The 24,911-nt window shown below is 38.7% G+C and carries 26 protein-coding genes and 2 pseudogenes; 23 read left to right on the top strand and 5 right to left on the bottom strand.

Features of this window, described 5'->3' with window-relative positions:
* The first annotated feature begins 65 nt into the window (after positions 1–65).
* From ACQY1X_RS10995 to ACQY1X_RS10955, 9 genes and pseudogenes are all read left to right on the top strand, one after another.
* Positions 66–623, top strand: coding sequence for a cupin domain-containing protein (locus ACQY1X_RS10995; RefSeq protein ID WP_002753720.1), 558 nt, complete (start codon positions 66–68; stop codon positions 621–623).
* A gap of 48 nt (positions 624–671) precedes the next feature.
* Positions 672–1,472, top strand: a complete 801-nt coding sequence (locus ACQY1X_RS10990; RefSeq protein ID WP_002753721.1) for an SDR family oxidoreductase — start codon at positions 672–674, stop codon at positions 1,470–1,472.
* Positions 1,473–1,510: 38 nt separating this feature from the next.
* On the top strand, positions 1,511–1,876 hold the full coding sequence (locus ACQY1X_RS10985) for a capsular polysaccharide biosynthesis protein (RefSeq protein WP_187602901.1): 366 nt from the start codon (positions 1,511–1,513) through the stop codon (positions 1,874–1,876).
* Between the two features lie 104 nt (positions 1,877–1,980).
* Positions 1,981–2,733 carry a condensation domain-containing protein gene (locus ACQY1X_RS10980; protein WP_430015680.1) on the top strand — a complete coding sequence of 251 codons (753 nt, stop codon included), beginning with the start codon at positions 1,981–1,983 and terminating at the stop codon, positions 2,731–2,733.
* Positions 2,652–3,071 carry a phosphopantetheine-binding protein gene (locus ACQY1X_RS10975; RefSeq protein WP_043998503.1) on the top strand — a complete coding sequence of 140 codons (420 nt, stop codon included), beginning with the start codon at positions 2,652–2,654 and terminating at the stop codon, positions 3,069–3,071. The genes ACQY1X_RS10980 and ACQY1X_RS10975 overlap by 82 nt, the downstream gene beginning before the upstream one ends.
* 55 nt (positions 3,072–3,126) lie before the next feature.
* The gene (locus ACQY1X_RS10970; RefSeq protein ID WP_002753728.1) at positions 3,127–3,903 is read left to right on the top strand and encodes an SDR family NAD(P)-dependent oxidoreductase; all 777 of its coding nucleotides are present in this window, start codon (positions 3,127–3,129) and stop codon (positions 3,901–3,903) included.
* A gap of 89 nt (positions 3,904–3,992) precedes the next feature.
* Positions 3,993–4,496 (top strand): condensation domain-containing protein, encoded by a 504-nt coding sequence (locus ACQY1X_RS10965; protein ID WP_223210823.1) that lies wholly within the window; start codon positions 3,993–3,995, stop codon positions 4,494–4,496.
* Between the two features lie 79 nt (positions 4,497–4,575).
* On the top strand, positions 4,576–5,184 hold the full coding sequence (locus ACQY1X_RS10960) for an acyltransferase (RefSeq protein ID WP_002753730.1): 609 nt from the start codon (positions 4,576–4,578) through the stop codon (positions 5,182–5,184).
* A gap of 172 nt (positions 5,185–5,356) precedes the next feature.
* Positions 5,357–7,351, top strand: a pseudogene (locus ACQY1X_RS10955) (ABC transporter ATP-binding protein/permease).
* A gap of 13 nt (positions 7,352–7,364) precedes the next feature.
* On the opposite strand, the gene ACQY1X_RS10950 reads toward ACQY1X_RS10955, so the two are convergent.
* Positions 7,365–7,817 (bottom strand): porin, encoded by a 453-nt coding sequence (locus ACQY1X_RS10950; RefSeq protein ID WP_430014552.1) that lies wholly within the window; start codon positions 7,815–7,817, stop codon positions 7,365–7,367.
* A 53-nt stretch (positions 7,818–7,870) separates the two neighbouring features.
* Between ACQY1X_RS10950 and pyrE the strand changes: the two genes are divergently transcribed.
* The 5 genes from pyrE (at position 7,871) to nuoK (ACQY1X_RS10925) (ending at position 11,645) form a co-directional block, all read left to right on the top strand.
* Positions 7,871–8,560, top strand: coding sequence for an orotate phosphoribosyltransferase (pyrE, locus tag ACQY1X_RS10945; protein ID WP_430014551.1), 690 nt, complete (start codon positions 7,871–7,873; stop codon positions 8,558–8,560).
* A gap of 330 nt (positions 8,561–8,890) precedes the next feature.
* Positions 8,891–10,009, top strand: coding sequence for an NADH-quinone oxidoreductase subunit NuoH (nuoH, locus tag ACQY1X_RS10940; RefSeq protein ID WP_002775034.1), 1,119 nt, complete (start codon positions 8,891–8,893; stop codon positions 10,007–10,009).
* Between the two features lie 42 nt (positions 10,010–10,051).
* Positions 10,052–10,624, top strand: a complete 573-nt coding sequence (ndhI, locus tag ACQY1X_RS10935) for an NAD(P)H-quinone oxidoreductase subunit I (RefSeq protein ID WP_002733194.1) — start codon at positions 10,052–10,054, stop codon at positions 10,622–10,624.
* Between the two features lie 93 nt (positions 10,625–10,717).
* Complete coding sequence (locus ACQY1X_RS10930) at positions 10,718–11,314, top strand: NADH-quinone oxidoreductase subunit J (protein ID WP_185239303.1); 597 nt, start codon at positions 10,718–10,720, stop codon at positions 11,312–11,314.
* Between the two features lie 25 nt (positions 11,315–11,339).
* Positions 11,340–11,645, top strand: coding sequence for an NADH-quinone oxidoreductase subunit NuoK (gene nuoK, locus ACQY1X_RS10925; protein WP_197533180.1), 306 nt, complete (start codon positions 11,340–11,342; stop codon positions 11,643–11,645).
* 65 nt (positions 11,646–11,710) lie between these two features.
* Here the strand turns inward: nuoK (ACQY1X_RS10925) and ACQY1X_RS10920 are convergent.
* Positions 11,711–12,028, bottom strand: a pseudogene (locus tag ACQY1X_RS10920) (LPS export ABC transporter periplasmic protein LptC); the annotation flags it as partial.
* Positions 12,029–12,044: 16 nt separating this feature from the next.
* Between ACQY1X_RS10920 and ACQY1X_RS10915 the strand changes: the two are divergent.
* On the top strand, positions 12,045–12,248 hold the full coding sequence (locus ACQY1X_RS10915; protein ID WP_430015679.1) for a Txe/YoeB family addiction module toxin: 204 nt from the start codon (positions 12,045–12,047) through the stop codon (positions 12,246–12,248).
* A gap of 7 nt (positions 12,249–12,255) precedes the next feature.
* On the opposite strand, the gene ACQY1X_RS10910 is transcribed toward ACQY1X_RS10915, so the two are convergent.
* The 3 genes from ACQY1X_RS10910 to ACQY1X_RS10900 form a co-directional block, all read right to left on the bottom strand.
* Entirely contained in the window at positions 12,256–13,353 is a 1,098-nt protein-coding gene (locus ACQY1X_RS10910) for a hypothetical protein (RefSeq protein ID WP_287232012.1), read from the bottom strand.
* 60 nt (positions 13,354–13,413) lie between these two features.
* A complete protein-coding gene (locus tag ACQY1X_RS10905; RefSeq protein ID WP_430015678.1) occupies positions 13,414–14,925 on the bottom strand; it encodes a hypothetical protein in 1,512 nt (503 codons plus the stop codon).
* Between the two features lie 242 nt (positions 14,926–15,167).
* Entirely contained in the window at positions 15,168–15,353 is a 186-nt protein-coding gene (locus ACQY1X_RS10900) for a hypothetical protein (protein WP_002800275.1), read from the bottom strand.
* Positions 15,354–15,568: 215 nt separating this feature from the next.
* On the opposite strand from ACQY1X_RS10900, the gene ACQY1X_RS10895 reads away from it, so the two are divergent.
* The 8 genes from ACQY1X_RS10895 (at position 15,569) to ACQY1X_RS10860 (ending at position 24,796) form a co-directional block, all read left to right on the top strand.
* A complete protein-coding gene (locus tag ACQY1X_RS10895; RefSeq protein WP_002753759.1) occupies positions 15,569–16,927 on the top strand; it encodes an AAA family ATPase in 1,359 nt (452 codons plus the stop codon).
* A 70-nt stretch (positions 16,928–16,997) separates the two neighbouring features.
* Positions 16,998–17,303: an NADH-quinone oxidoreductase subunit NuoK gene (gene nuoK / locus ACQY1X_RS10890; RefSeq protein WP_197533180.1), complete on the top strand. Its 306-nt coding sequence runs from the start codon at positions 16,998–17,000 to the stop codon at positions 17,301–17,303.
* Positions 17,304–18,107: 804 nt separating this feature from the next.
* Positions 18,108–19,793: a dihydroxy-acid dehydratase gene (gene ilvD, locus ACQY1X_RS10885; RefSeq protein ID WP_002734426.1), complete on the top strand. Its 1,686-nt coding sequence runs from the start codon at positions 18,108–18,110 to the stop codon at positions 19,791–19,793.
* 210 nt (positions 19,794–20,003) lie between these two features.
* Positions 20,004–20,864, top strand: coding sequence for a tetratricopeptide repeat protein (locus ACQY1X_RS10880; RefSeq protein WP_430015677.1), 861 nt, complete (start codon positions 20,004–20,006; stop codon positions 20,862–20,864).
* A 246-nt stretch (positions 20,865–21,110) separates the two neighbouring features.
* On the top strand, positions 21,111–21,545 hold the full coding sequence (locus ACQY1X_RS10875) for a ferritin-like domain-containing protein (protein ID WP_002775054.1): 435 nt from the start codon (positions 21,111–21,113) through the stop codon (positions 21,543–21,545).
* Positions 21,546–21,579: 34 nt separating this feature from the next.
* Positions 21,580–22,500, top strand: coding sequence for an FTR1 family iron permease (locus ACQY1X_RS10870; RefSeq protein WP_190537654.1), 921 nt, complete (start codon positions 21,580–21,582; stop codon positions 22,498–22,500).
* A gap of 180 nt (positions 22,501–22,680) precedes the next feature.
* Positions 22,681–24,294 (top strand): ABC transporter substrate-binding protein, encoded by a 1,614-nt coding sequence (locus ACQY1X_RS10865; RefSeq protein WP_190537655.1) that lies wholly within the window; start codon positions 22,681–22,683, stop codon positions 24,292–24,294.
* A 43-nt stretch (positions 24,295–24,337) separates the two neighbouring features.
* Positions 24,338–24,796 carry a hypothetical protein gene (locus tag ACQY1X_RS10860; RefSeq protein WP_430015676.1) on the top strand — a complete coding sequence of 153 codons (459 nt, stop codon included), beginning with the start codon at positions 24,338–24,340 and terminating at the stop codon, positions 24,794–24,796.
* The last annotated feature ends 115 nt before the right edge of the window (positions 24,797–24,911 follow it).

Raw genomic sequence — 24,911 nt, 5'->3', positions numbered from 1 at the left:
TCTGAATTTTTCCCAATTCCCAAAACTATTAAACTCAATCCTCATGTAGAATTAGAGGTTTTTCAATGCCAAGACACCATTTTCAGTTATACGTTATAGCTCCTAATGCTAAACTTGAATCCCACCAACATCCTGAAAGTCAAATTGGCATGGTATTCTCAGGAGAACTGAAACTGTATATTAAAGATGTGATTAAACCCTTAAGACCTTTGCAAGATGTTTATATAGCTGATGGCAATATTCCTCATGGTGCTTTTAATCCTTTATCAGAACCGATGATTGGATTTGATCTTAAACGGATTACCTCTTCTTTCTCTTCAGAAGACGTTGTATTAACACTATCCAACAACCAAGATAAAATCACTCATTTACCCTGTCAATCTGTTAAGGGTTCTTGGTTTGAAATCGTGATGATGAAAATACCTTATGGTTATTCCATTCCCCCACATCAAGGTGAGCAAGAAGAAATCGGATTTATTTTGAATGGAAAATTAGAAATTTTCATAGAAAATGAAAAACCGTGTTTAGAATATGGTCAAATTTATTATGCTCCTTCAAAAATTTTAAAAAAGGGATATAATTCATCGAATCAAGATATTAATTTGATTAAAATTTTAATTTAGTTCGTTTTAAAATTTTAAGTTTAACCTCAAAATGCTAGGAAAAAGTTTATGGATTTAGGATTAAAATATAAAGTGGCTTTGATTACGGGAAGTAGTGCGGGAATTGGGTTTACTATTGCTAAAAAATTAGCAGAAGAAGGCTGTCACTTAATTATTTGTGGTCGCAATTCCCAACGCTTAGAACAAGCTTATCAATCTCTGGCTCAAGCTTATCCTGCCCAACAAATTCTGAGTTTAGTGGCTGATGTCCATCAAGCTCAAGATTCTGAACAATTAATACAGGACTCTTTAAATCAATACGGCAAAATTGACATTTTAGTCAATAATTCTGAAGGAGCTAACTTTGCTGAAAATTTAATTGAAAACCTTTCCGATGAAGATTGGTTCAACGTTTTTCAAGGGAAATTAATCGGTTATATTCGCTTAACCAATTTAGTATTACCGATTATGAAAAAACAACATTGGGGAAGAATTGTTAATATCATTGGCACATCGGGAAAAGAGCCATCCCCTCGTTTAGTTAAATCGGGTGTTGTCAATGCAGCTTTAATGAATTTTACCAAATCAGTAGCTAGACAAACCGCCCCCTATAATGTTTTAATTAATAGTGTTAACCCCGGCGTTATTGACACCCCTAGACATCGAGAATATTTAGAAATTTATGCCAAAAAGGAGGGAACGACCCCAGATTTAATCCGAGAAAGAATTCTAAAAACAATTCCCATGAATCGAATTGGTACGACTGAAGAATTTGCTAATCTCGTTGTATTTTTAGCTTCAGAATGTGCGAGTTATATAACGGGAATTACTATTCCCCTCGATGGGGGTTTATCCTCGTCAGCATTTTAAACTTATCCATCAATTAAAAATCAACAACCACAGGGGTCATGAATAGCCAATCTAAATCTCAAATGTTAGACAAATTTGTTCCCTATTATCCGACTAAAGATAATCGTAACTTTCCCATTTTTTCCAGTATTATTAATAATTTTAATATTTGCAGGCTGCCACGCAAATTTAAACAGGAGCTTCAACAACCTTCGGTGATCCTAGTTGATCAAATGGGTAAAGTTGGTTCTGCTAATCCTTATCTTGCTATTAAAAAAACTTCTCCAGAAAAAGCGGTGTATCATGTTCATAATTTAAACACAGAAATTGTTGCCAAAATTTGGGATAAAATTAATCCTACTAGCGAGGGGGTGGAAGGAACCACAGAGACACAGAGGACACAAAGATTGATCGATCCTATGTAAGTTAAACTTATCACACAGAACCTAGAAGAGCCTTAAAGGTAATTCGTTCTAAGTTTGATTCAAGAAACTCACGCACATTTTTATTTAATCTATTGGGAAAAATAATGGTAACACCTCAACAATCTAGGGTTAGTAAAAAAGATATTGAATCCATTTATCCCCTTTCTCCCATGCAGCAGGGGATGCTATTTCATTCTTTATATAATCCAGAATCAAAGACGTATTTATCACAAATTCAAATCACCTTGCAAGGCAATTTAGATATTAATGCGTTCCAACAAGCTTGGCAAAAAGTAGTAGATAGACATAGTATTTTACGGACTTGTTTTGCTTGGAAAAAAACCAAACAGCCTTTACAAGTGGTTAGAAAAAATGTCACCTTGCCTTGGTTTAATCAAGATTGGCGATCGCATTCTTACGCCGAACAAGAAACTAAATTTCAGGAATTATTAACCTCTGATAGAGAGCAATATTTTGAATTAGATAAAGTCCCCTTAATTCGATGTCATTTAATTCAAGTCGAAGATCAAAAATATGAATTTATTAATACTGGGCATCATATTTTATTAGATGGTTGGTCAACAGCAATTCTGTTGAAAGAAGTTTTCGAGTTTTACGCTGGACTCATCAACCATCGACCCGTCAATTTACCGACACCTCGCCCTTACCAAGACTATATTAATTGGGTACAACAGCAAGAGCAAACTCAGTCCGAACGCTTTTGGCGACAAAATCTTCAAGGTTTTACCTCTCCAACTCCATTAGTCTTTGATAAATGGAATCTTTTCAACTCAGTCCTAACGGTAAAGTTGATCGAAAAGTCTTACCAATACCCGATAAAAACCCCTTATCGTTAACTGAAAATTATGTCGCTCCTCGAACTGCAATTGAAGAAGTTTTAGCGGTAATTTGGGCAGAAATTTTAGAAGTCGAACGAGTTGGGATTGAAGACGATTTCTTTCTGTTAGGTGGGCATTCTTTAAAAGCGATTCAACTGATTAGTAAAATCCGTCAAACCTTAGAAATTGAAATTTCTGTGCGTCAACTTTTTAATCACTCAACTATCAGCCAATTAACTCAAGTCATGATTGAATTAGTGGGGAATGAAGGGTTACTAAATGAAATTGCCGTAACGGTTCAAGAAATTTCTAGACTTTCACCAGAAGAAGTTCAAGCTTTACTATCTCAAAGCTGAACCTAAATGAATTAAACTTTCTATAGTGGACATTGATTTAAACTGAAGGAAAAAAATGACAAATCATCTCTTTGATTTAACAGGTAAAGTTGCAATTATCACGGGTGCTGCCCGAGGAATTGGTCGGGTATTAGCCCAAGGATTAGCACAAGCTAGAGCTAAGGTAGTAATTGGTGATATTAATCAAGTTGGTGTTGAACAAACGGTTCAACTGATTCAAGAAGCAGGAGGCGAGGCAATCGCAATCCAGACCGATGTTCGTCAAAGTCAAGCTTGTCAGAATTTAATTAACCAGACGGTTGCTAATTATGGTCAACTCGATATTATGGTCTGTAATGCAGGGGTTGAAATTCTCAAAAACACTGATGAATTAGAGGAATTTGAATGGGATCAGGTTATTAATGTTGACTTAAAAGGTTATTTTAATTGCGCTCAACTCGCAACCAAACAAATGATCAAACAAGGAACAAAGGGATCAATTATTATGAATTCTTCTATCTGTGCTTTCGTTGCTGTTCCCAAATCTTCAGGAGCATATAGCGCCGCAAAAGGTGGTGTCAATCAATTAGTAAAATCCCTAGCGGTCGAATTAGCTAGTCACAAAATTCGAGTCAATGCTTTTGCACTGGGGTATATGAATAATATGATGGAAGGAACAGAAGGTTTACGTTCAACTTCCGATGAAGTGGACGAATTATATACTAGAATTCCCATGAAACGAACCAGAGATTTAGAAGAGTTAATTGGCCCTGTCGTGTTTTTAGCGTCCGAAGCTTCCTCTTATGTAACTGGAGCAATTTTAATGGTAGATGGAGGTTATACCGCTATTTAGCATCAATAATTAAACAATTTTTAGGTTGATTTGTATCCATCAAACCAACCTAAAATCACTGAATTAATCCTATTTAACCCATGTCAAAAATGAACCATAACTCTCAAGACAAACAGAAATTACTCAAGCTGTTACTACAAAAAAAAGGAATCGGTGTAAAAACAAATACGATACCTCCTAGGAATCCGTCTCAACTTGTACCGCTTTCTTTTTCTCAAGAACGACTTTGGTTTTTGTACCAATTAGAAGCTAACGGCTATACCTATAATATGCCGTTTCGCTTTCAAATTGACGGCAATTTGGACGTTAATATCTTTAGAAAAGCTTTGGAAACTATTATGCAACGTCATGAATTGTTGCGAACTTGTTTTCAAGAAGTTGACAAAACTCCTCGACAAATTATTAAACTAAAAATTCAGTTAAATTTGCCTTTATTGGATTTACTACAAGAACTTTCTCATTTATATGAAGCTTTTTACAAAAATAATCTAATCCTTGACCAAATTTCCCTATTCAATACGGTGATTTTCCCGTTTGGCAAAGACAACAGTTATTTTGCATATTTTACTAAAAGTGGGTTTTTAACACAATAAATGTCGATTTAATCATACCCGATAAGCTGAATTGCACCAGCTTATCTCATCCATTCATTAATTTCACGAGTAAAATCTTATGTTTAATTTAAAACATCAATTATATTTATTAATTTCAAAATTTTTAGAAAAACAAAAACGGATCGAAAAACATAAAAAACTTTCCGACAATGCTACATTTCACAGTTCCGTCAAATTTATCGGAAAGTGTATAAACTATAGGGAGGATAAAACTCTAATTCAAATTGGAGAGAATACAGTAATTATCGGAGAATTAGCTATATTTCCTTTTGGTGGAAAAATAGAAATAGGGAGAAATTGTTATATTGGTGAAGGAACTCGAATTAGATCAGCTACTTCTATCAAAATTGGAAACGAAGTTATAATTTCCGATGATGTCAGTATTTATGATACCGATGCTCATTCATTAAATTATGTTTTAAGACAGAAAGAATTTATGGAAGTAATCATTTTGAATAATCTGATTAAGGATGCTGAGGATGTTGATATACAATCTGCACCCGTGGTGATAGAAGATCATGTTTGGATTGGATTTAATGTTGCGATTCTTAAAGGGGTTACGATTGGGAAAGGGGCAATTATTGGAGCAGGTTCTGTTGTAACAAAAGATGTAGAACCTTTTACAATCGTTGCAGGTAATCCTGCCAAAATTATCAAACGATTATGAATCTGATTCAATTCGGTTAATATTCATTCCTGATCTGTAGAAAATCCAGAAAATAGTAATAATATAATTTCTGATAACAATGCAGATTTTTATGGTATGCTGAATTAATGTCTAACTCAAGAGATAGACATTCAAAGTTATAATGTCACCATTTTAGCCCAAGGAGAATCCTATGAATGTTTCAGAAAAAACCTCAGATAGTATAAATCTCAAAGAAGATGTCCGAACTTTCAATCAATCTCTTCAAGAATTTTTAAGATTTATTTAAGTTTATTGGTATCCTAAAGAACACCAGGATAGAGCTTTTTCGCAGATTATTCGTTCCTGGGGAATGCTCGTTTTATTGTTTTTATTATTAGTGGGATTAGTAGGTCTTAATGCGTTTAATAGTTTTGTTTTTAGAGACTTAATTACCTTCACAGAAGCTAGGGATGCAGAAAAATTAACTCATCTTGTCATTATTTATGCGATTACCCTAGGCAGTATGACGTTTTTCGGAGGATTGTCCAAGTTTCTTAAAAAACTAATTGCGCTAGATTGGTATCAATGGATCAATAGTAGTATCTTGCAAAAATATTTTAAAAATCGTGCTTATTATCAAATCAATTTTAAAGGAGATATTGAAAATCCAGATCAACGTTTATCCCAAGAAATTCAACCCATCACCAGAACAACGATGGACTTTTTAACAACCTGCGTCGAAAAACTCATGGAGATGCTGGTTTTTATTGTCATCCTTTGGTCAATTTCTAGAACCATTTCTATAGTGCTTCTGGTTTATACGATTATTGGAAATATTCTTGCTACCTATATTACTCAACAATTAAATAAAGTCAGTAAACAACAATTAGAAACCGAAGGAACCTATAAATACGCCATTACTCATGTTCGGACTCATGCCGAATCAATTGCATTTTTTAGAGGGGAAGAAAAAGAGTTAAATATTATTCAAAGGAAGTTCAATCAGGTGATTAAAATTATAATTGAAAGAATTAATTGGGAAAGAACCCAAGAATTTTTTAACCGCGGCTATCAATCCATTGTTTAAATCTTCCCCTTCTTAATTGTTTCCCCATTATATATTAGTGGGAGAATTGAGTTTGGACAAGTTAACCAAGTCAGCTATTGTTGCTATTTCTTTTCCACAGCCTTATCCGTGTTAGTGGATGAATTTGGACGCTCCGGTGAGTTTATTAATTATATTGAACGTTTAGAAGAGTTTTACCAAGCTTTAGAGGGTGTAAGCGAACAAACCAACCCAGTTAATACCATTAAAGTCATTGAAGATAACAATCTAGCTTTTGATGATGTCACCTTACAAACTCCCGATGCCGCTAAAGTGATTGTCGAACATTTATCCCTGTCCGTTGAACCAGGGGAAGGTTTATTAATTGTTGGGCCAAGTGGTCGAGGAAAAAGTTCTCTTTTACGCGCTATTTCTGGGTTATGGAATACAGGTACAGGTCATTTGGTGCGACCTCCCCTCGACGATTTATTATTTTTACCCCAACGTCCTTATATCATTTTAGGAAACCTGCGCGAACAGCTAATTTATCCTCAAACGACAACGGAGATGAGTGAATCCCAATTAAAAGAAATCTTACAAGAAGTTAACCTGCAAGATGTTCTTAATCGCATCAAAAATTTTGATGAGGAAGTGGATTGGGAAAATATTTTATCTTTAGGAGAACAACAGCGTCTAGCCTTTGCGCGACTATTCGTTAATCAGCCAGATTTTGTGATTTTAGATGAAGCCACCAGTGCTTTAGATTTAAAAAATGAAGATCATTTATATAAACAGTTACAACAAACTGGCAAGACCTTTATTAGTGTCGGACATCGAGAAAGTTTGTTTAACTATCATCAAAGGGTTTTGGAACTTTCCGAGGATTCTACTTGGCGCTTAATGAGCATGGCAGACTATCATCCATCAGCAGCGATTGCAACTCATTCTAACAATGCCAAAACCGTTGATGAAACGATAGAAATTGTCTCTGAAATGAACAATCAAGACAATTTTACCCATCAAGAAATGCAAAAACTGACCAACTATAGCTTAAGTACGATCAAAAATAAAGCCAGTCGAGGTCAAATAATTGTTGCCAATGATGGCATGAGCTATCGTTATGACAAAACCCTTGATATTGCCAAATGGGTGAGAGTTTAGCTTCTCAGGTGGATTAAAATCCGCCTGGACTTAAATAACTGGGATTTTCCTGTAGGGAAGTATCGAAGGGATTGGGTAAATCTTGGGTGCGAATTAAAGGTCCAGACTGTTGCTGTTGCATGACATCATAGTATAAAGTTTCGACCAATTTCGCATCCCGAGTAATCAGATTATCGAAATAGGAACCTTGCATAAAAGTACGCCAACCAAAAAGAGAGTTTAACTGTCCTAAAATGCTGGTGTAGTCGTAGAAACGACCCGTATTGTTATTAACAGCGCGGTTAAACAAACCAGGGATATTATTAAATCCTACCGCCGTATCGGGAGAGGGGACAAGTTGCAATTGTTGGGTTTTTACCGGTGCCGGAGTGGTGGCGGGGGAACGTTGGGCGATCGCACTAGGCGAACTCAACCAGACTAAACCGGTTAAACAAAACAGGGAAGGAAGTAAAAACTTAGCGCGCATGGGTAAAAATCTCCTCACAGGGATAGGGTTAATTAAAAAATTGCTTCAATGGGATGAGAAAGAAATCAATACTAGCGATCGAGTCAATATATAATGACTTTTGGCTTAATTGTAACCGAAATTTTGGAGTCAGTCAGGCTCCCAATCCTGAAAATATGGCTAATTCCTCGGTAGCGAATCTCGACACTGCTTCCCTGCGTCAATTTCTCCTCGATGCTCTTGTCCGTCTTGCCTATCGAGAGGGGGATTTCACCCTGTCTTCAGGACAAAAAAGCAGCTACTATATCAACGGTAAACAAGTTACCCTCAATGCTGAGGGAGCTTTAGCCGTGGGGCGTTTATTGCTGTCCCTACTGCCTCCAGATACCCAAGCGGTGGCAGGATTAACCCTAGGGGCGGATCCGATTGTCAGTGCCGTTATTGTGGTATCTGCCTACGAAAATCGCCCGATTCCAGCTTTAATCGTCCGTAAAGAGGCAAAAGGTCACGGTACTATGGCTTATATCGAGGGGCCGACTTTAAACCCCGGTGCCGCGGTGGTTGTCCTCGAAGATGTGGTGACAACGGGGAAAAGTGCCATGGTAGCGGTAGAAAGATTACGCAATGCGGGTTATCAGGTAGATTTAATCATTGCTTTGGTGGATAGAGAACAAGGAGGGGCGGAATTTTACCAATCTCAGGGAATACAGTTTCAAGCTTTGTTTTCGATTCGGGATCTACAGGCGGCTTATCAGAAAAAATAGCCGCGATTGGCGAGAAACGCTCGATAACTGGGTTTTAACAGTGGGTAAAACTTAGCTGTATTTTTTTCCTGTGAATAATTGGTAACTAACTGAGGTTGTCGGCGCTAAGAAACAGATGAGAACATTGATAGATTCAGAGTCTAACTATTGACTAATACCTATTCTCGGACGGGGAATCAAGATTGCTTGACTCTCTTGGCTGCTAATGAGTTGAAGCCTTTGTCACTTTACTGATAACCCTCAGACCGACTAACTGTATACTAGGCTATAAGATTTGCTTAAAAATCTTCAGACCATGCCGAACTATTGACAGTACAGCGATCGCCAAATATGAATCAAGGCATAGATTTACAAGAAAGTTTCATTAAATCCCTAACAGACTTGGGATTAAGTGGAGGACTGGCTAAAGCGATTTGGATGCCTTTACCCATGTTCCTGATGATTATTGCCGCCACAGTGGGGGTTTTAGTGTGCGTCTGGTTAGAAAGGAAAATTTCCGCCGCCGTCCAACAGCGTATCGGGCCCGAATACGCAGGACCCTTAGGCGTTTTACAACCAGTCGCCGACGGTCTGAAATTAGTCTTTAAAGAAGATGTCGTCCCCGCTAAGGCTGACCCTTGGTTATTCCTCTTCGGGCCGATTTTGGTGGTGATGCCGGTGTTTGTCTCCTACCTCATCGTCCCCTTCGGTCAAAATCTGCTGATTACTGACCTAAACGTGGGGATCTTTTTATGGATTTCCTTGTCCAGTATTGCCCCCATTGGTTTATTAATGGCGGGTTATGCCTCGAATAATAAGTATTCCTTGCTGGGAGGCCTGCGGGCCGCGGCGCAATCGATTAGTTATGAAATTCCCTTGGCTTTATCGGTATTAGCGATTGTGATGATGTCTAATAGTCTCAGTACCATTGATATTGTCGAACAACAATCCGGTTATGGCATTTTAGGCTGGAATATCTGGCGCCAACCGGTGGGTTTTCTGATTTTCTGGATTGCCGCTTTAGCTGAGTGTGAACGTCTGCCTTTCGATTTACCGGAAGCGGAGGAGGAATTAGTCGCCGGTTATCAAACCGAATACGCGGGGATGAAATTCGCTCTCTTTTATGTGGGTTCCTACGTTAACCTCGTGCTGTCGGCCCTAGTTTTCGCCGTCCTCTATCTTGGCGGTTGGGAATTTCCTATCCCCGTCAATGCTTTAGCCGGCTGGTTGGGAGTTAGTGAAACCAATCCTTGGCTACAAATTATCACCGCTTCCCTAGGGATTACGATGACGGTATTAAAAGCCTATTTTCTCATCTTCATCGCTATTCTCTTGCGTTGGACTGTACCCCGGGTTCGCATTGACCAATTACTCGATTTAGGCTGGAAATTCCTCTTACCGGTATCTTTAGTTAACCTACTACTTACCGCCGCCCTAAAACTAGCTTTTCCCTTTGCTTTTGGCGGTTAATTCCCGTTTTTGCCCTGTTAACCTACTATACCTCTGACCATCATGTTTAACATTCTCAAACAAGTCAGCGATTACGCCAAAGGTAGCATTCAAGCGGCGAAATACATCGGCGAAGGTTTATCCGTTACCTTCGACCATATGCGTCGTCGTCCGATTACCGTTCAGTATCCCTACGAAAAGTTAATTCCCTCGGAACGTTATCGGGGTAGAATTCACTTTGAGTTCGATAAATGTATCGCCTGTGAAGTTTGTGTGCGAGTTTGTCCGATTAATTTACCAGTAGTGGATTGGACTTTTAACAAGGAAATTAAAAAGAAAGAACTCAAACACTACAGTATCGATTTTGGGGTCTGTATTTTCTGCGGTAATTGTGTGGAATACTGTCCGACTAATTGCCTATCGATGACCGAAGAATACGAACTAGCGACCTATGATCGTCATGAATTAAACTATGATAACGTCGCCCTAGGCCGTTTACCCTACAAAGTCACCCAAGACCCGATGGTAACACCTCTGAGGGAATTAGGTTATCTGCCTAAAGGTGTTATCGAACCCCACGATTTACCCGCCGGTAGTCAACGCGCCGGTAAACGTCCGGAAGAAATTACCGATTAATTAGCAGTTAGCTATCAGCCGTCAGCCGTCAGCCTTCAGAAGCTGATAACTAATAATTAATAACTCTCAAACATAAAAGGAGATGAAACTACTGTGAATTTAGCCGAGGGCGTTCAAATAGTATCTTTTGGCATTTTAGCAGCCCTGGTAATCGGGACAGCTTTAGGCGTGGTACTATTATCTAATATCGTTTATTCCGCCTTTTTATTGGGCGGTGTTTTTATCAGCATTTCGGGTTTATATCTCTTACTAAATGCTGATTTTGTAGCGGCGGCACAAATTCTAATTTATGTGGGTGCAATTAACGTTTTAATTCTCTTTGCTATTATGCTTGTTAACAAGCAAGAGGACTTTTCTGCTATTCCTAAACGTTGGATTCGTCAGGCATCTACTGCTTTAGTTTGTGTGGGTTTATTTGTCCTGTTATCGACCATGGTTTTAATCACACCTTGGTCAATTTCTAGCACTTCTCCCGCCGTGGTGACTAACACTTTAGTAGAAATCGGTAAGCATTTCTTTAGTGATTTCTTGCTACCCTTTGAATTAGCTTCCGTGCTATTATTAATGGCCATGGTCGGAGCAATTATTTTAGCTCGTCGTGACCTTATCCCCACCCTAAAAGCTGAAGAACCTACGGCCACAGCTTTAACATTACCCGAACGACCTAGAGAATTAACCGCCCCTAAATAAGACCAAAAAAAGAGGTATCATGCAGATTCAGTTAGAGTATTATTTGTTATTAGCGGCGGCTTTATTTTGTATCGGAATTTATGGTTTAGTCACCAGTCGCAATGCTGTCCGGGTTTTAATGTCGATCGAATTGATGCTCAATTCTGTTAACATTAACTTAATGGGTTTTTCCAACTATCTTGACCCCGCTAATATCCGAGGCCAAATTTTTACTATTTTCGTGATTACCGTAGCGGCAGCCGAGGCAGCCGTGGGTTTAGCGATTATCCTGACTATCTATCGTAACCGCGACACCATCGATATGGAACAGTTTAATCTGCTCAAATGGTAAGCTTTTAAATATTTACCCCCCCTCTCCCTTTTTTGGGGAGAGTTTTTTTTGGTTAATTTTTCCTGTTAACGGGGATAAATCTCGGTGACAACTCGATCGGGCGAGCTACTGGTAACAACAATGTTATTATCTTCTAAAGTGCCGATCGCTTTATCGCCGGTGAGATTAAATTTTGGCTCCTGTTGTTCATAGATAATATTCCCCTCGGCCTCGACAATTTTTTCCGACATTTTCCAAGTTAAGATCTGACTATACAATTGCGCCCCAGTTTTCTGATTAATTCCCTTAACCCCGTCCTTGAGATAAGCGATGCGATTGCCTAATTCCACCACCACACGATTACCAGTAATAGCGATTTGATCTTGATATTGAAAAATTTTCGTAAGGAGAGAGATAATTATGGCTAAAGTCATATTAAAAGATAAAGTTTTAATGTTATTAAAACAGCTTGAAAAAGATATTTTTCAACCACCATTTGAGAAACTGGTAGGTGACTTAAAAGGAAAATATTCAAGACACCTTAATATTCAACATAGATTAGTTTATCGTCTTGATAAGACAGCTAAAATTTTTAAAATATTAAAGGCTTATGAATATTATTAATTGATGATCAATCACTTTCTGTAATCTTTCTATCAGTTTTGAGAAACGCTATATATTCTCGTGAACTAATTAATTCAGGTTCTATTTCACATCTTCTGATAAAATCTTGTATTTTACTAACTGAATCCTCTAATTCTATAATCTGTTGAGGTAAATCTGAAGAATTAGAACCCCCGAATCTTAATTGATTTTCACAGGCAAGTATTTTAATTTGTTTTTGTGTCTTAATAGCTCGTAGAGTTTTTAACTTTCGTTTTAATTCAATTAATTCTGGGCTTAAAATTCTATAGTTTCTAGTATCAATTAATTGATCGTAATCTGCAAAAAGTGATATATATTCAACCCCGCCTCCTTGTTGTTTTAACTTATCTTGAAAATCCGTAAAATCTTTGATAAGTTGTTCAATAGTAAAAACTGTATTGCCCACTGAAACTCCTCTCCTGAAACAGAAAATTGTTGTTTTAGTATTTTTAAAGTATTCCTTAGTTTCGCCTTCCCAATTAAATCCAACTCCTCCTCCTATACCCGCAAATATTGATTGCAAAAAACTTATTATTGCAAAGGCGTTTAGTTCTTGTTTACTTTTCTCAGCGTATTCAATCTCTATGAGTGCTGTGTATTCAGAGCCTGTTCTAAAACCAACAATAAATTCATCGCCGTATATTCTTCTAAATTCATGAAGATTGTGTCTTTTATCATGTAAAAATTCGATTGCTTCTTGAGAAAGTTTAGGCTTCTTAATACGATAACTTCCTCCTGTAAATTGATAATCTAAAAAAAGATAAATACTATTTTGATTGATATTTGATTTCTTAAAGTATTGTGCTTTTGCTTCTCCTTGTAATAAACAAGGGCAATGTCCCACTAAAATAGGTGTTATTCCAGATACTGAAATAGAAGTATTCAACATATTACCTAATGCCTGTTCATCTTCTATTTGTTGAAAAACAAATGTATCTTTTGGCAAAAAATTTTTATCTATTAATTCATCTCTATTTATATTGTCTAAGTCTATAGCACTGTTGGGAAGTAATATCTCCTTAAAAGAGTCAAATCCACTACCTAAACGTTCTCCTTGATTTCGATACTCTCTTTCTATAGTCATAAAATTCTAATTTGATTTTCTGTAAAAGTTTTTTTAGTTAAACCTTAAAAGTATGAAAAATTAACCCGTGAAAATTTGTCTAATAGCAAATATTAGTTTTTTAAATTGTTTTCCAATCCATCCCATAAACCTTCCAAAACCCTCTCCTTTGTCTTCAGGAAGTCTAATTATGTGGTGATAATCGTCTGCGTCCAACATACTGTTTTTTTCGGGTCCTAATTGTTTAGAATATTCACTGTGATACCATTCGTCTAATTTTTTATATTCTTTAATAGTTAATTTTTTATCTTCTGGTGAATTTCCTTCTGGTATAGTTGTCAACCATTTCAAATTACGCATAGTAACAATTATCTTTCTGTAACCTACTTTATAGGATTGATTGTATTGAGCTAGAGTCATTAGTTTAGTATAGTTAAGCAAATTAAATTCATTATTTTCCTCCCAAGTAAATTCAATAGATTCCCATATATTATGTAAAAATTCATGTCGCTCTCCTTTGATTCTAATAGTGTAAGGAGTATAATAAAACACTTGTAAAGCCCTAACTCGAAGAAGGATAAATCCTTTAAAAATTCCATTTATAAGACTACCAATAGAAGCAATAAAAATATATAAAGTATGTCCTATTTCTTTAACCAAATTAGGTAAGAAATTTTTCAGTAATTCCTTGATCAGGCGGGATAGATTTTTTAATTTCGCTTTTATATTTCCATCTGTGGCTTTTCTATCCAGTGAAACGCCGAATATTAAAGAAATAATGTCAATAAAACTTGCGATACATAGTGCAACAATAGCTTTAATGTCTCTTTCAAAAACCTTTTGGACAGGAATTAAAAAATAGCCAAATTCAGAATATCCTTTATTTTGTTTTAACTTTTCTAATATTTCCTTATTTAAGGATTCGTCATTTGTTGAAGAATTTTTATCAACCTTTTTTGTTGTTACGCTTTCATAAACTTCTTTTCTGATGTCCTCAGTTAGAGATGACAAAAGAGTATTAACATTATCGAGATTACCTGTATTTTGATCAACTAACGCTTTAATCTCCTCAATAGCCGTGAGTTGAGGGTTTTGAGCTAATAAATCGTCAAGTTCTTTTTTTGATTCTAAATAGAATCTATCTGTACCTACTTCCTCAAGTTGTTTATTCATATATACCTCTATCTTTTTTTTTCTCTCCAATTTCTGAAGACTATCTTGATAAGTTTGCGATTGTCGAACAGAATTTTTCACATGATTATAAAATTTTACTTGTTCCGAGTTCTCCTGAAGATTTACATCAGGGAAAGATTTATAAATGATAAAAAAGCTAGTGTAAATACTAGCAACCGTTAGAAGAATAAGTAAATTTCTCCTGTAAAAAGACGATTGAATTTCTTGTCTTCCAAAAAAAAACAGGAATAAAAGTAAACCTTGTATAATTGTTCCTAGCAGCAAAGATGCGCGAATCGTTATCGGCCACTCTACTAAATTTAATTCTGGTAATATTATCCCTGCTCCTGCCACACTTGTTGACCAACTGAGGGCTTGAAGTGCTAAGATAATAATTATAGTTATTCTTTTTCCTAGCATTTCGGGATCATCTCACCTTTGCAATAAACAATTGTACTTAAATGCGAAATGCTTAGATAGCAAGCCTTTTCGGGAGTTCATAGATTTTTAACGGTTCTCTAAATTGTGTGATTCAAACCAGAATCGTTACTACAAAAGCCTTCTTCCCATTCTGAGCATTTATACTCATTACATAATTGGGATGCTCCCAGCATTTCTCTCGTTCTTCTTAATGCTTTTCTCCTTCAAGTGAAGACATTTATTTAACCCCCCGAATACTTAATACCTACTTGGCTCAAAATTTGAGCTACTTTAGTAGCGTTATAACTAGGGACTTCTATTACATTACCTGAAACTGAAGCATTTGAACCTAACTCACTTACCACTTTTGCCTTAGCCTCCGATTTTTGCGAGTCTAAAGCGTATTTATCGAGAACAAATTTAGGCATATCAACCCTTTTAATCAATCATCTAAATCAAAAAATCCTGACTTTGTACTTGTTTTAGTCAACTTTTCACCATATTAACAGAGATTTTTTTCAACCACCACCAGATTTCACCTGATGTTTTGTAAAGAAATGTTAAGACAAGGCCAGAAATGACTTGATCTTGTTTTACAATAACTGAACTATAATATAGGTAAAAATTTATTCACTTTCACACCATGAAGGATAGTTTACACTTGTTGCGTTTTATCGAAGATTTATTGATAGAGGAAGATGGGCAAAGTCTTAGCGATATTCAGCGACACATTATTGAAGAGTTATTAAACGGCAAAACCTATAAAGAAATTGCAGATAGTTATGGTTATGATGAGAAACATATTGGCGATGTGAGTAGAAATAAAATATTTAAGGTTTTATCTAAGCAATTAGGATTAGAAGAAAAAGAGCTTAATAAGTCTAATTTTCGTTGGAATATCGAAAAAGCAGTTAATTCTCAACTTTTTACAATACTAAATAAAAATATTAATTATTGTGTAAAGTCTCCTCAACCTGACACCACTAAACCAATTGAAAATAAAGAAAAATCTCCATCAGAAACATCATATCATGATTTAAGTTTAGCTCCAAAGATAAATCGTAATTTCTGCGATCGCATTTCAGAATTAGAAATCTTAACACAGAGAATATTAATTGAGAAAAGGCCTTTAATTTCCGTATCAGGATTGAGTGGAATTGGAAAAACTACCTTAGTTAGACATTTTGTAGAATTAAATTTAGAAAAATTTGAAGTAATTATTTGGCAAAATCTAAAAATATTCAATTGTTTAGATACAATTATTACTGATATTTTCACTAAAATTAATACGGATTTTATCTTAAATGATCACGATAAATTGACTCTGTTTTTAAAGTTATTGCAACGGAAAAAGTGTTTAATTATTTTTGACAATGTACAGGAATTATTTAGCGAGGGTGAATTAGCAGGGCAATATCAAACTAAACATAAAAAGTATCAGGAATTCTTTTCAATAATTACTAACGAAATTGAACATCAAAGTAGTTTAATTTTAATTAGTCAAGAGCGATGTTCAGAAATGTATTATTCAGATGAAAAATTAGATTTACTTGAATTACAAGGTTTAAATAATCGGGCAATCCTCAATAATTTAGGTTCTGAAGATGAAGAAAGCTGGTTAAAAGTAGTTCAGTTATACGAAAGAAATTTATTTTATTTAAAAGATATTGCTGTTTTAATTCAAGATGTTTATCATGGTTGTGTCGGTGAGTTTTTACAAGAGGAAAATATTGTTATTACAGCAAAAATAAAGGAAAGTTTGACTACAATAATTAAGAGATTATCGCCCATTGAAAAACAAATTATTCAATCCTTAATCAACCTAAAAAAAGATTGTTCAAGAAATGAATTAAAATTAAGTTTAGATTTATCAGCGGATGACTTGATTAAAGGGTTACAATCTTTACAAAAAAGATATTTGTTAACTAAAATTGAAGAATCAGAAATCTTATTTAATTTATCTCCTGTGTTTAAAAAATATATCAAAGATACAGGTATCTAAATAAGTGGCGGTTATCATAATTTTTTACCTCATGAACTTTGCACTGTACGGTGTTAGAGGTATCATGCAGATTCAGTTAGAGTATTATTTGTTATTAGCGGCGGCTTTATTTTGTATCGGAATTTATGGTTTAGTCACCAGTCGCAATGCTGTCCGGGTTTTAATGTCGATCGAATTGATGCTCAATTCTGTTAACATTAACTTAATGGGTTTTTCCAACTATCTTGACCCCGCTAATATCCGAGGCCAAATTTTTACTATTTTCGTGATTACCGTAGCGGCAGCCGAAGCAGCCGTGGGTTTAGCGATTATCCTGACTATCTATCGTAACCGCGACACCATCGATATGGAACAGTTTAATCTGCTCAAATGGTAAGCTTTTAAATATTTACCCCCCCTCTCCCTTTTTTGGGGAGAGTTTTTTTTGGCCAATTTTCCCTATTTGTACGGTGTTAAATGTTTGAAATTTCAAGAGTTTGTAAAGATTTAAGGGATTAAAACTACATCCGATTAACAGGATTAAATTATGATAAGAAGAGATGTTATAGTGTGTATTTCCTCTTCGTAAATTTACTAAGTTGTAAATCTTTTGATCACTTCTATTTGAATACCAACAAATAAGGAGAAAAATTAAAAACTCATCCTATCATAGTTGGGTTCAAGATACCTAATTCATAACTGGGTTTTATAAGTCGGATTTGGTATCAATTGTCCTTTAGGGGCTCTCTTGGGTTTGGTGGGTAAAATGTATTCTAAGATATATTCTTCCTAGCGAGGGGGTGGAACGAACCACAAAGATACAAAGGACACAAAGACTGATCAATCCTATGTAAGTTAAACTTATCACACAGAACCTAGAAGAGCCCTTTAGGTAGTGTTCCAAACCTAGGACTAAGCTAACTTGTGGATAGGATGTACAATTAGTATTCATATATTGATTTAGCAACGCCATTTTCTATACCTTTTAAACAGGATTTCCAGCTTTTTTCAAATCGATGATACACTCCCGCTGCTACCTCCTGTCCCCTGAATACTCCCGCAGTTTTATATTTTCTTTAGAGATGGACTGTCCTAAAACCTGCTCAGAGCGGCCAAAAGTCAGAAAATAGAAATAAAGGTGCGATTAGAGAACTTGAGTAGCGATCGCACCTGTCAGCCGCCATTGGAGAAAGATAAAGTTATGGCAGATAACTACAGAAGTCGCATTGTTACCCAAGGTACCCAACGCAGTCCCAATCGGGCCATGTTAAGAGCGGTAGGTTTTGGGGATGAGGACTTTAGCAAACCCATCATCGGCATCGCTAACGGATTTAGCACCATTACCCCCTGCAACATGGGAATTAATGATTTAGCAATGCGTGCCGAAGCAGCCACCAGATTAGCGGGGGGAATGCCGCAACTTTTCGGGACTATCACCATTAGTGACGGGATTTCCATGGGAACAGAAGGGATGAAATATTCTCTCGTTTCTAGGGAGGTAATCGCCGATTCCATTGAAACCGTCTGTAATGGTCAAAGTCTCGATGGAGTCCTCGCTATCGGGGGTTGTGACAAAAATATGCCGGGGGCAATGATTGCCATGGCCCGGATGAATATTCCCGCTATTTTCGTCTATGGTGGCACGATTAAACCGGGGCGCTACAAAGATTGCGATTTAACCGTAGTCAGTTCCTTTGAAGCCGTGGGACAGTACAGCGCCGGTAAAATCAGTGAAGAAGACCTCATCGGGATCGAACGCAACGCTTGCCCCGGCGCCGGTTCCTGTGGTGGAATGTTTACTGCTAATACCATGTCTTCCATTTTTGAAGCCATGGGGATGAGTTTACCCTACTCCTCGACCATGGCCGCCGAAGATGAGGAAAAAGCCGATAGTACCGAAGAATCGGCCAAGGTTTTGGTCGAGGCGGTTAGAAAACAGATTCTCCCTAGCCAAATTTTGACCCGTAAAGCCTTTGAAAACGCCATTTCGGTAATTATGGCGGTGGGAGGTTCCACTAACGCTGTCCTGCACCTTTTAGCCATTTCCCGCACCATCGGGGTAGAATTATCGATCGATGATTTTGAAACCATCCGCCAGCGTGTACCAGTTATCTGCGATCTTAAACCCTCCGGGCGTTACGTTACCGTAGATCTGCATAAAGCTGGCGGTATTCCCCAAGTGATGAAAATTCTCCTGGTTAATGGTTTACTACACGGGGATGCTCTCACCATTAGCGGTCAGACTATCGCCGAGATTTTAGCCGATATTCCCGACCAACCGCCCTCAGGCCAAGATGTTATCCGTCCTTTTAGCAATCCTGTCTATAAAGAGGGTCATTTAGCCATTTTAAAAGGAAATCTGGCCACAGAGGGGGCCGTGGCCAAAATTAGCGGCGTGAAAACTCCAGTCATCACCGGGCCCGCGCGGGTGTTTGAGTCGGAAGAAACCTGTTTAGAGGCAATTTTAGCCGGAAAAATTCAAGCCGGGGATGTGGTGGTTGTCCGTTACGAGGGACCAGTAGGCGGACCGGGTATGCGGGAAATGTTAGCCCCCACTTCGGCAATTATCGGCGCCGGTTTAGGGGATTCCGTGGGATTAATTACCGATGGTCGTTTTTCCGGGGGAACCTATGGCATGGTAGTTGGTCACGTCGCTCCAGAAGCGGCGGTGGGTGGTACAATTGCCCTAGTCGAGGAGGGGGATCAAATCACTATTGATGCTCGTCAGCGTCTCTTGCAGTTAAATGTATCGGAGGAAGAATTAACCCGTCGTCGTCACCATTGGCAACCGCGTCCCCCACGCTATAAAACGGGAATTCTCGGCAAATTCGCCAAGTTAGTCTCCTCTAGCAGTCTCGGCGCTTTAACAGATCTGAATCTGTTCTAAAAGTATAACTAGGGTTTGCGGCAAAAAGCTTTTCGGTGGTGGCAGGGTGTGGGGTGTGGGGTGTAGGGTGTGGGGTTTTATCGATTTTCAGGTGGTCAACTACCTAATTTTCAGGGAAAAAGCACCCACTGCTCACCCAACACTCCCACTGATAACTGATAACTGATAACTGATAAGACTGACGAACCTAATTACTATAGATTAATGACTATGACCTATCTACTTACTGTCTATCGAGCGCTCGAATGCCGTCCAGATACCTATCGGGACTGGTATGACCAAGGCAATATTTTAAGAGAAAGAATGGACTATTTGGGAGCCTTAATCAGCTACGAAAAAGCCTTAGAATATTATCCAGATGATTATTGGGCATGGTACAAAAAGGGTATGATACTAGAAGACTTGGGAATGTATGAAGAAGCGGCTGAAAGTTACGCTAACGCCGCACAGGTAAAGGCCGATAACTATTGGGCTTGGTATGATCAAGGTTGTGTTTATCTACAGGAATTAAAGGACTACGAAAAAGCGACCGCTTGTTTTCAACGGGCCCTAAGTCATAGTCCGGGGGACTATTGGGCAGCCTACCGGCAAGGGGAGGCCTATCGATTGCTCAAAAACTACGAACGCGCTATCACTTTCTATGATCTGGCCTTGGGGGCGCGACCCCGGGATTATTGGGCCTGGTATCGACGTGGCGACGCTTTCCGGGATTGGGGCAATCCCCAAGAGGCTTTATTTAATTATCGTACCGCCCTCGATATCCGACCGCAAGATTACTGGTCCTGGTATCAACAGGGTGTGATCTTACAAGCATTACAGCGTTTACCAGAAGCGATCGCCTGTTATGAAGAATCGTTAAAAATCGATCGAGATGATCGCTATGCGTGGTATAATGCCGCCTGCTGTTATGCCGCCCTCGGTCAACAAGAAAAAGCGATCAACTGTTTACGCGAAGCTCTAGACATAGAACCGGATATATGTGGCGAATTAGTGCGTAATAACTTTGTTTTCGATGGTTTAAGGCAAAATGAAACCTTTAATGACCTCTTGAGTTGCTATTCCCCCAGCTAAATTCTTTTTGACTCGGTTGCCTCGATTCAGCACCTAGGGTTTGCTGAAAGGGTTTGTCGTGGGGTGTGTGGGATTTTAGGCATTTTCAGGGAAAAAGTGCCTAAAACTTCCCCCGGATTGCTCCAATATCTAGCACTTTTTTGATGGCAAAAAAGCCTAAAAATATTAGCCAACAAGGTTTTTAGATTCATTTAGCCGGTTTGGATTAGCTACAATTGCAATTAGAGACAAATTATTGAGAATCTTATGCGAGAACTAGACAGAGACAAAACCATCGAACAACTGAACGAAATCATGGAATTTGAACTAGCGGGAGTTGTCCGTTACACCCACTATTCCCTGATGGTGACAGGTCCCCATCGCATCCCCATCGTCCAATTTTTCCAGACTCAGGCCACGGAGTCCCTCACCCACGCGCAACAAGTTGGGGAAATTCTCACCGGTTTAGAAGGTCATCCTAGCTTAAAAATTGCCCCCATCGAGGAAAGCTATGAACATAATATCAAAGCAATCTTGAGTGAGAGCCTCAATCATGAGAAAAAATCCCTTGATTTGTACAAAGCACTCCTAGAAACCGTCGAAGATGCCAGTATTTACCTAGAAGAATTCGCTCGCGGTATGATCGGACAAGAAGAATTACACAATATGGAAATTCGCAAGATGCTGCGGGATTTTGCTTAAGCTAGGATCAAAGCTAGAGTTTATCGACTAGCTTATGAATCTTAGTTCCGCTTTACCCACTTTTATTATCACTCTCCGGGAAGGTTTCGAGGCCGCTTTAGTGGTGGGAATTGTCCTCGCTTGTTTACAAAAATCCGGTCGATCGCAACTTAACTCATGGGTGTATCGTGGTATTGGTGCGGGAGTAGTGGCTAGTGTTTTGGTCGGTGTTTTGCTAGGGGGAATCCTTTTGCAAGTGGATGCCTCTCCTAGTCCATTCGTACCAATGATCAAGGAATTATTGGCCGCCACTTTTGGACTGATTGCCGTTTTGATGTTGAGTTGGATGTTAATTTGGATGACTCAACAGGCCAAATCTTTGAAATCTGAGGTAGAAAGTGCGGTAAAAGCGGGTTTAAAAGCGGAAAATGGGGCAGGAAAAGCGATTTTTCTGCTCGTTTTTATCGCTGTCTTGCGGGAGGGATTTGAAACTGTCCTCTTTATCCTGGCCCAATTCCAAAAAGATTGGCAGATACAAACCTTCGGTGCGATAGCGGGGTTAAGCGTCGCAACCTTGTTGGGAACTCTCCTATTTGCGGGGGGAGTAAAAATTAATATCCGTCTCTTTTTCCAAATTATGGGGACTTTCCTCCTCTTAATCGTTGCGGGATTACTCATCGGTGTTTTGAAACATATCGACGCAGGAATCAGTCTTTTAAGTGAAATTGACCCCTTTTATCGCCATTTCTGTCCTTCTCTCCCCTCCTCCTGTCTTCTCGGTTTTCAAGTTTGGGACGGTTCCCAAATTTTGAGCGATCGCACTTTCCCCGGACTCCTCCTCAAATCCCTGTTTGGTTATCGTCAAAACCTCTATATCAGTCAAATTGTTGCTTATATCCTCTTTTTACTGCTTATCGGTGGCCTCTATTTCCAAAGCTTACGACAACGTCCTCAAACAGTGACCAGTAAACAGTGATCAGTAAACAGTAAACAGTGACCAGTAAACAGTAATCAGTAATCAGTAAACAGTGAAAAGATGGCAAGAAACTGCTATTTAATACTGCTCACTTAACACATACTGCTCACTTAAAACTCAAATCTGATAACTTACCCACTGATAACTGATAACTTACCCACTGATAACTGATAACTGATTATGACTACTTGGCAATGTGACGGTATCCCTAAAGATGGTAAAACTTATCCGCAAGCGACTGCGGGGGGTCATGAACCCTGCGAAAATACTACTCCTGATTGTCCTATCTGTGGCCTACCTAGGGAAGCGATGGATCCCGTCACAACGACGGTTAAAACCACGGTTGTCGTCTCCCCGGGGGGTACAACTAGAGTCGGCCAAAAATCTAACTGGTTACTTCCCTTCGCTTTGATAATTACCGCTTTAACCGCAGGTTTAGGGGGTTGGAGTCTATTGCAAATGGTGATTCCCAAACCCGATACTTCCCAAGTTACACCAGAAGAAACCCCAGACAAGCAAACCGAGGCAACTTTTGTGAGTAATACGGCTAAAAATCCCGATTTATTTAGCCAAGGTGAGAAAATACTGCTTAATTCCACTCCTAACAAAGAAAAAGGCGCAGCGGCCTTTAAAAAGGAAGATTGGGCAAATGCGATCGCAGCTTATCAACTAGCAGCCACTCCCCAAGCAAACGATCCAGAAGGCAAAATCTATTACAATAACGCCAAAGCCAGACAAAAAGGTAATCAAAAGACTATAGCCGTTGTTGTCCCCATCGCTAACGACCCCAACAGCGCCAAGGAAATTCTCCGAGGTGTGGCCAGGTATCAAGAGGAGTTTAATAATTCTAATCCGGGTAATCCTTTGGAAATAGTCATCGCTAATGATGGCGGTGGGTTACAATCAAAAGCGATAGCCGATGATCTGATTGAATCCGGTCAAGTTTTGGCAGTTATGGGCCACGGAATCGATCCTTTTAGTCAAAAAGCGATTGAAAGTTACGAAAAAGAAGGATTAGCGATTCTTTCTCCCCTGACTACCCGTGTTAGTCAAACGGGAAAATCAACCCTGAAAACTATTCCCCTTGACGATAAATCTCAGGAAGTTTTCGGTAGTTATCTGGAAGCAGTGGCCAAAACTTTGGCTAATTATGCTAGTCAGCAAGAGAATTCTCCGTCAGTGGTTCTTTTTTATAATTCCGATAGTCCCTATAGTCAAAAATTAAGGGATTCCTTTGCTAAAGCAATAAAGCAACCGGGAGGCAAGATAGTTAAGGAAATAGACACCACCAAAGCCAATTTTAACGCTAAAACCGCCATAGATCAGGCAAAACAAGCCGGCGCTAAGGTGGTATTTTTGGCCCTCAGTAAAGATGGCGATCGCATCGATCAAGCCGTGGCTATTGCCCAAGAATCGTCTGGAATGCTCTTATTAGGCGGAAATGAACTTTATACACCCGATATACTCATTCAAGGAGCGGATAGCATCGACGGATTAGTTCTAGCAGTACCTTGGAGTTTCCAAGCAACGGATCCTTTTGCCAAAGATGCGCTGAAAAGTTGGCGCGGTCGCGTCAGTTGGCGTACTGCTACCGCCTACGATACCATGAAAGTATTAGGAGAAGCGATCGCTAAAAGTTCTGACCGTGCTACTGTAGTCGAAACTTTAAATCGAGGAATCACCTTGCAGGGAAACACCACGGATTTTAATATTTTTAACCAAGTTCCCCTAGTACGCGCTAATCGCGGCAATGAGGGGCCAAAGGGTTCTCAATATCAGTTCGATCCTATCTAAAATAGATAATGTGATGTCGAGGAGTAGAATCAAGTCTAATTTTATGAATAATATCTTACCCATCCTAGCTTTATTAATGTCGGTGTCGGGAATTGCCGTATCTTTGGGACGGGAGGAAGTCCGATGTCATCTCGGTTTAGAATCGGCAGCTTGTCCCCAGGAAGAAGAAAAAACCAGCGAAGACACCCCCGCAACTACCCCCGCAACTACCCCCGCAACTACCCCAGAATCTCCCCGGATAGAAACAACTCCCCCGGAAACCACCCGTAATATCGAAGCTTCCCCCGAAGTTTCCCCGTCTCCTGAAAGCGAAACCCCGGTGGAATTCACTCCCATCCCGGAAAATAATCCCAGTCCAGAAGTACCCCCCGAAAATCCCCTCACCCCAGAAACCAAAGCGGTGGAAAAAACTCCAGATGCAGAAAAAAGTCCGGATGTCAATCCATCTAAAGATGGAGAAACTGAAAGTATTCCATTAGAAGTTATTCCCCCCGCACAGTAAAATCGGACAAAATCAATTTCTGGCTGAGGATAGGAACTCATGCACTCATGGAAGAAGTAGTTAGATATGTGTAATTAATTGTATCTAGCTACTTAATTTTTCTGCAGCTGTTGCT

Origin of the sequence: Microcystis protocystis FBCC-A270 (assembly GCF_050500235.1) — a bacterium.
In the GTDB taxonomy this organism is placed as follows: Bacteria; Cyanobacteriota; Cyanobacteriia; order Cyanobacteriales; family Microcystaceae; genus Microcystis; species Microcystis ichthyoblabe_A.
The sequence above is the reverse complement of the archived record's forward strand: the minus strand, read 5'-3'. Positions and strand labels throughout refer to the sequence as shown.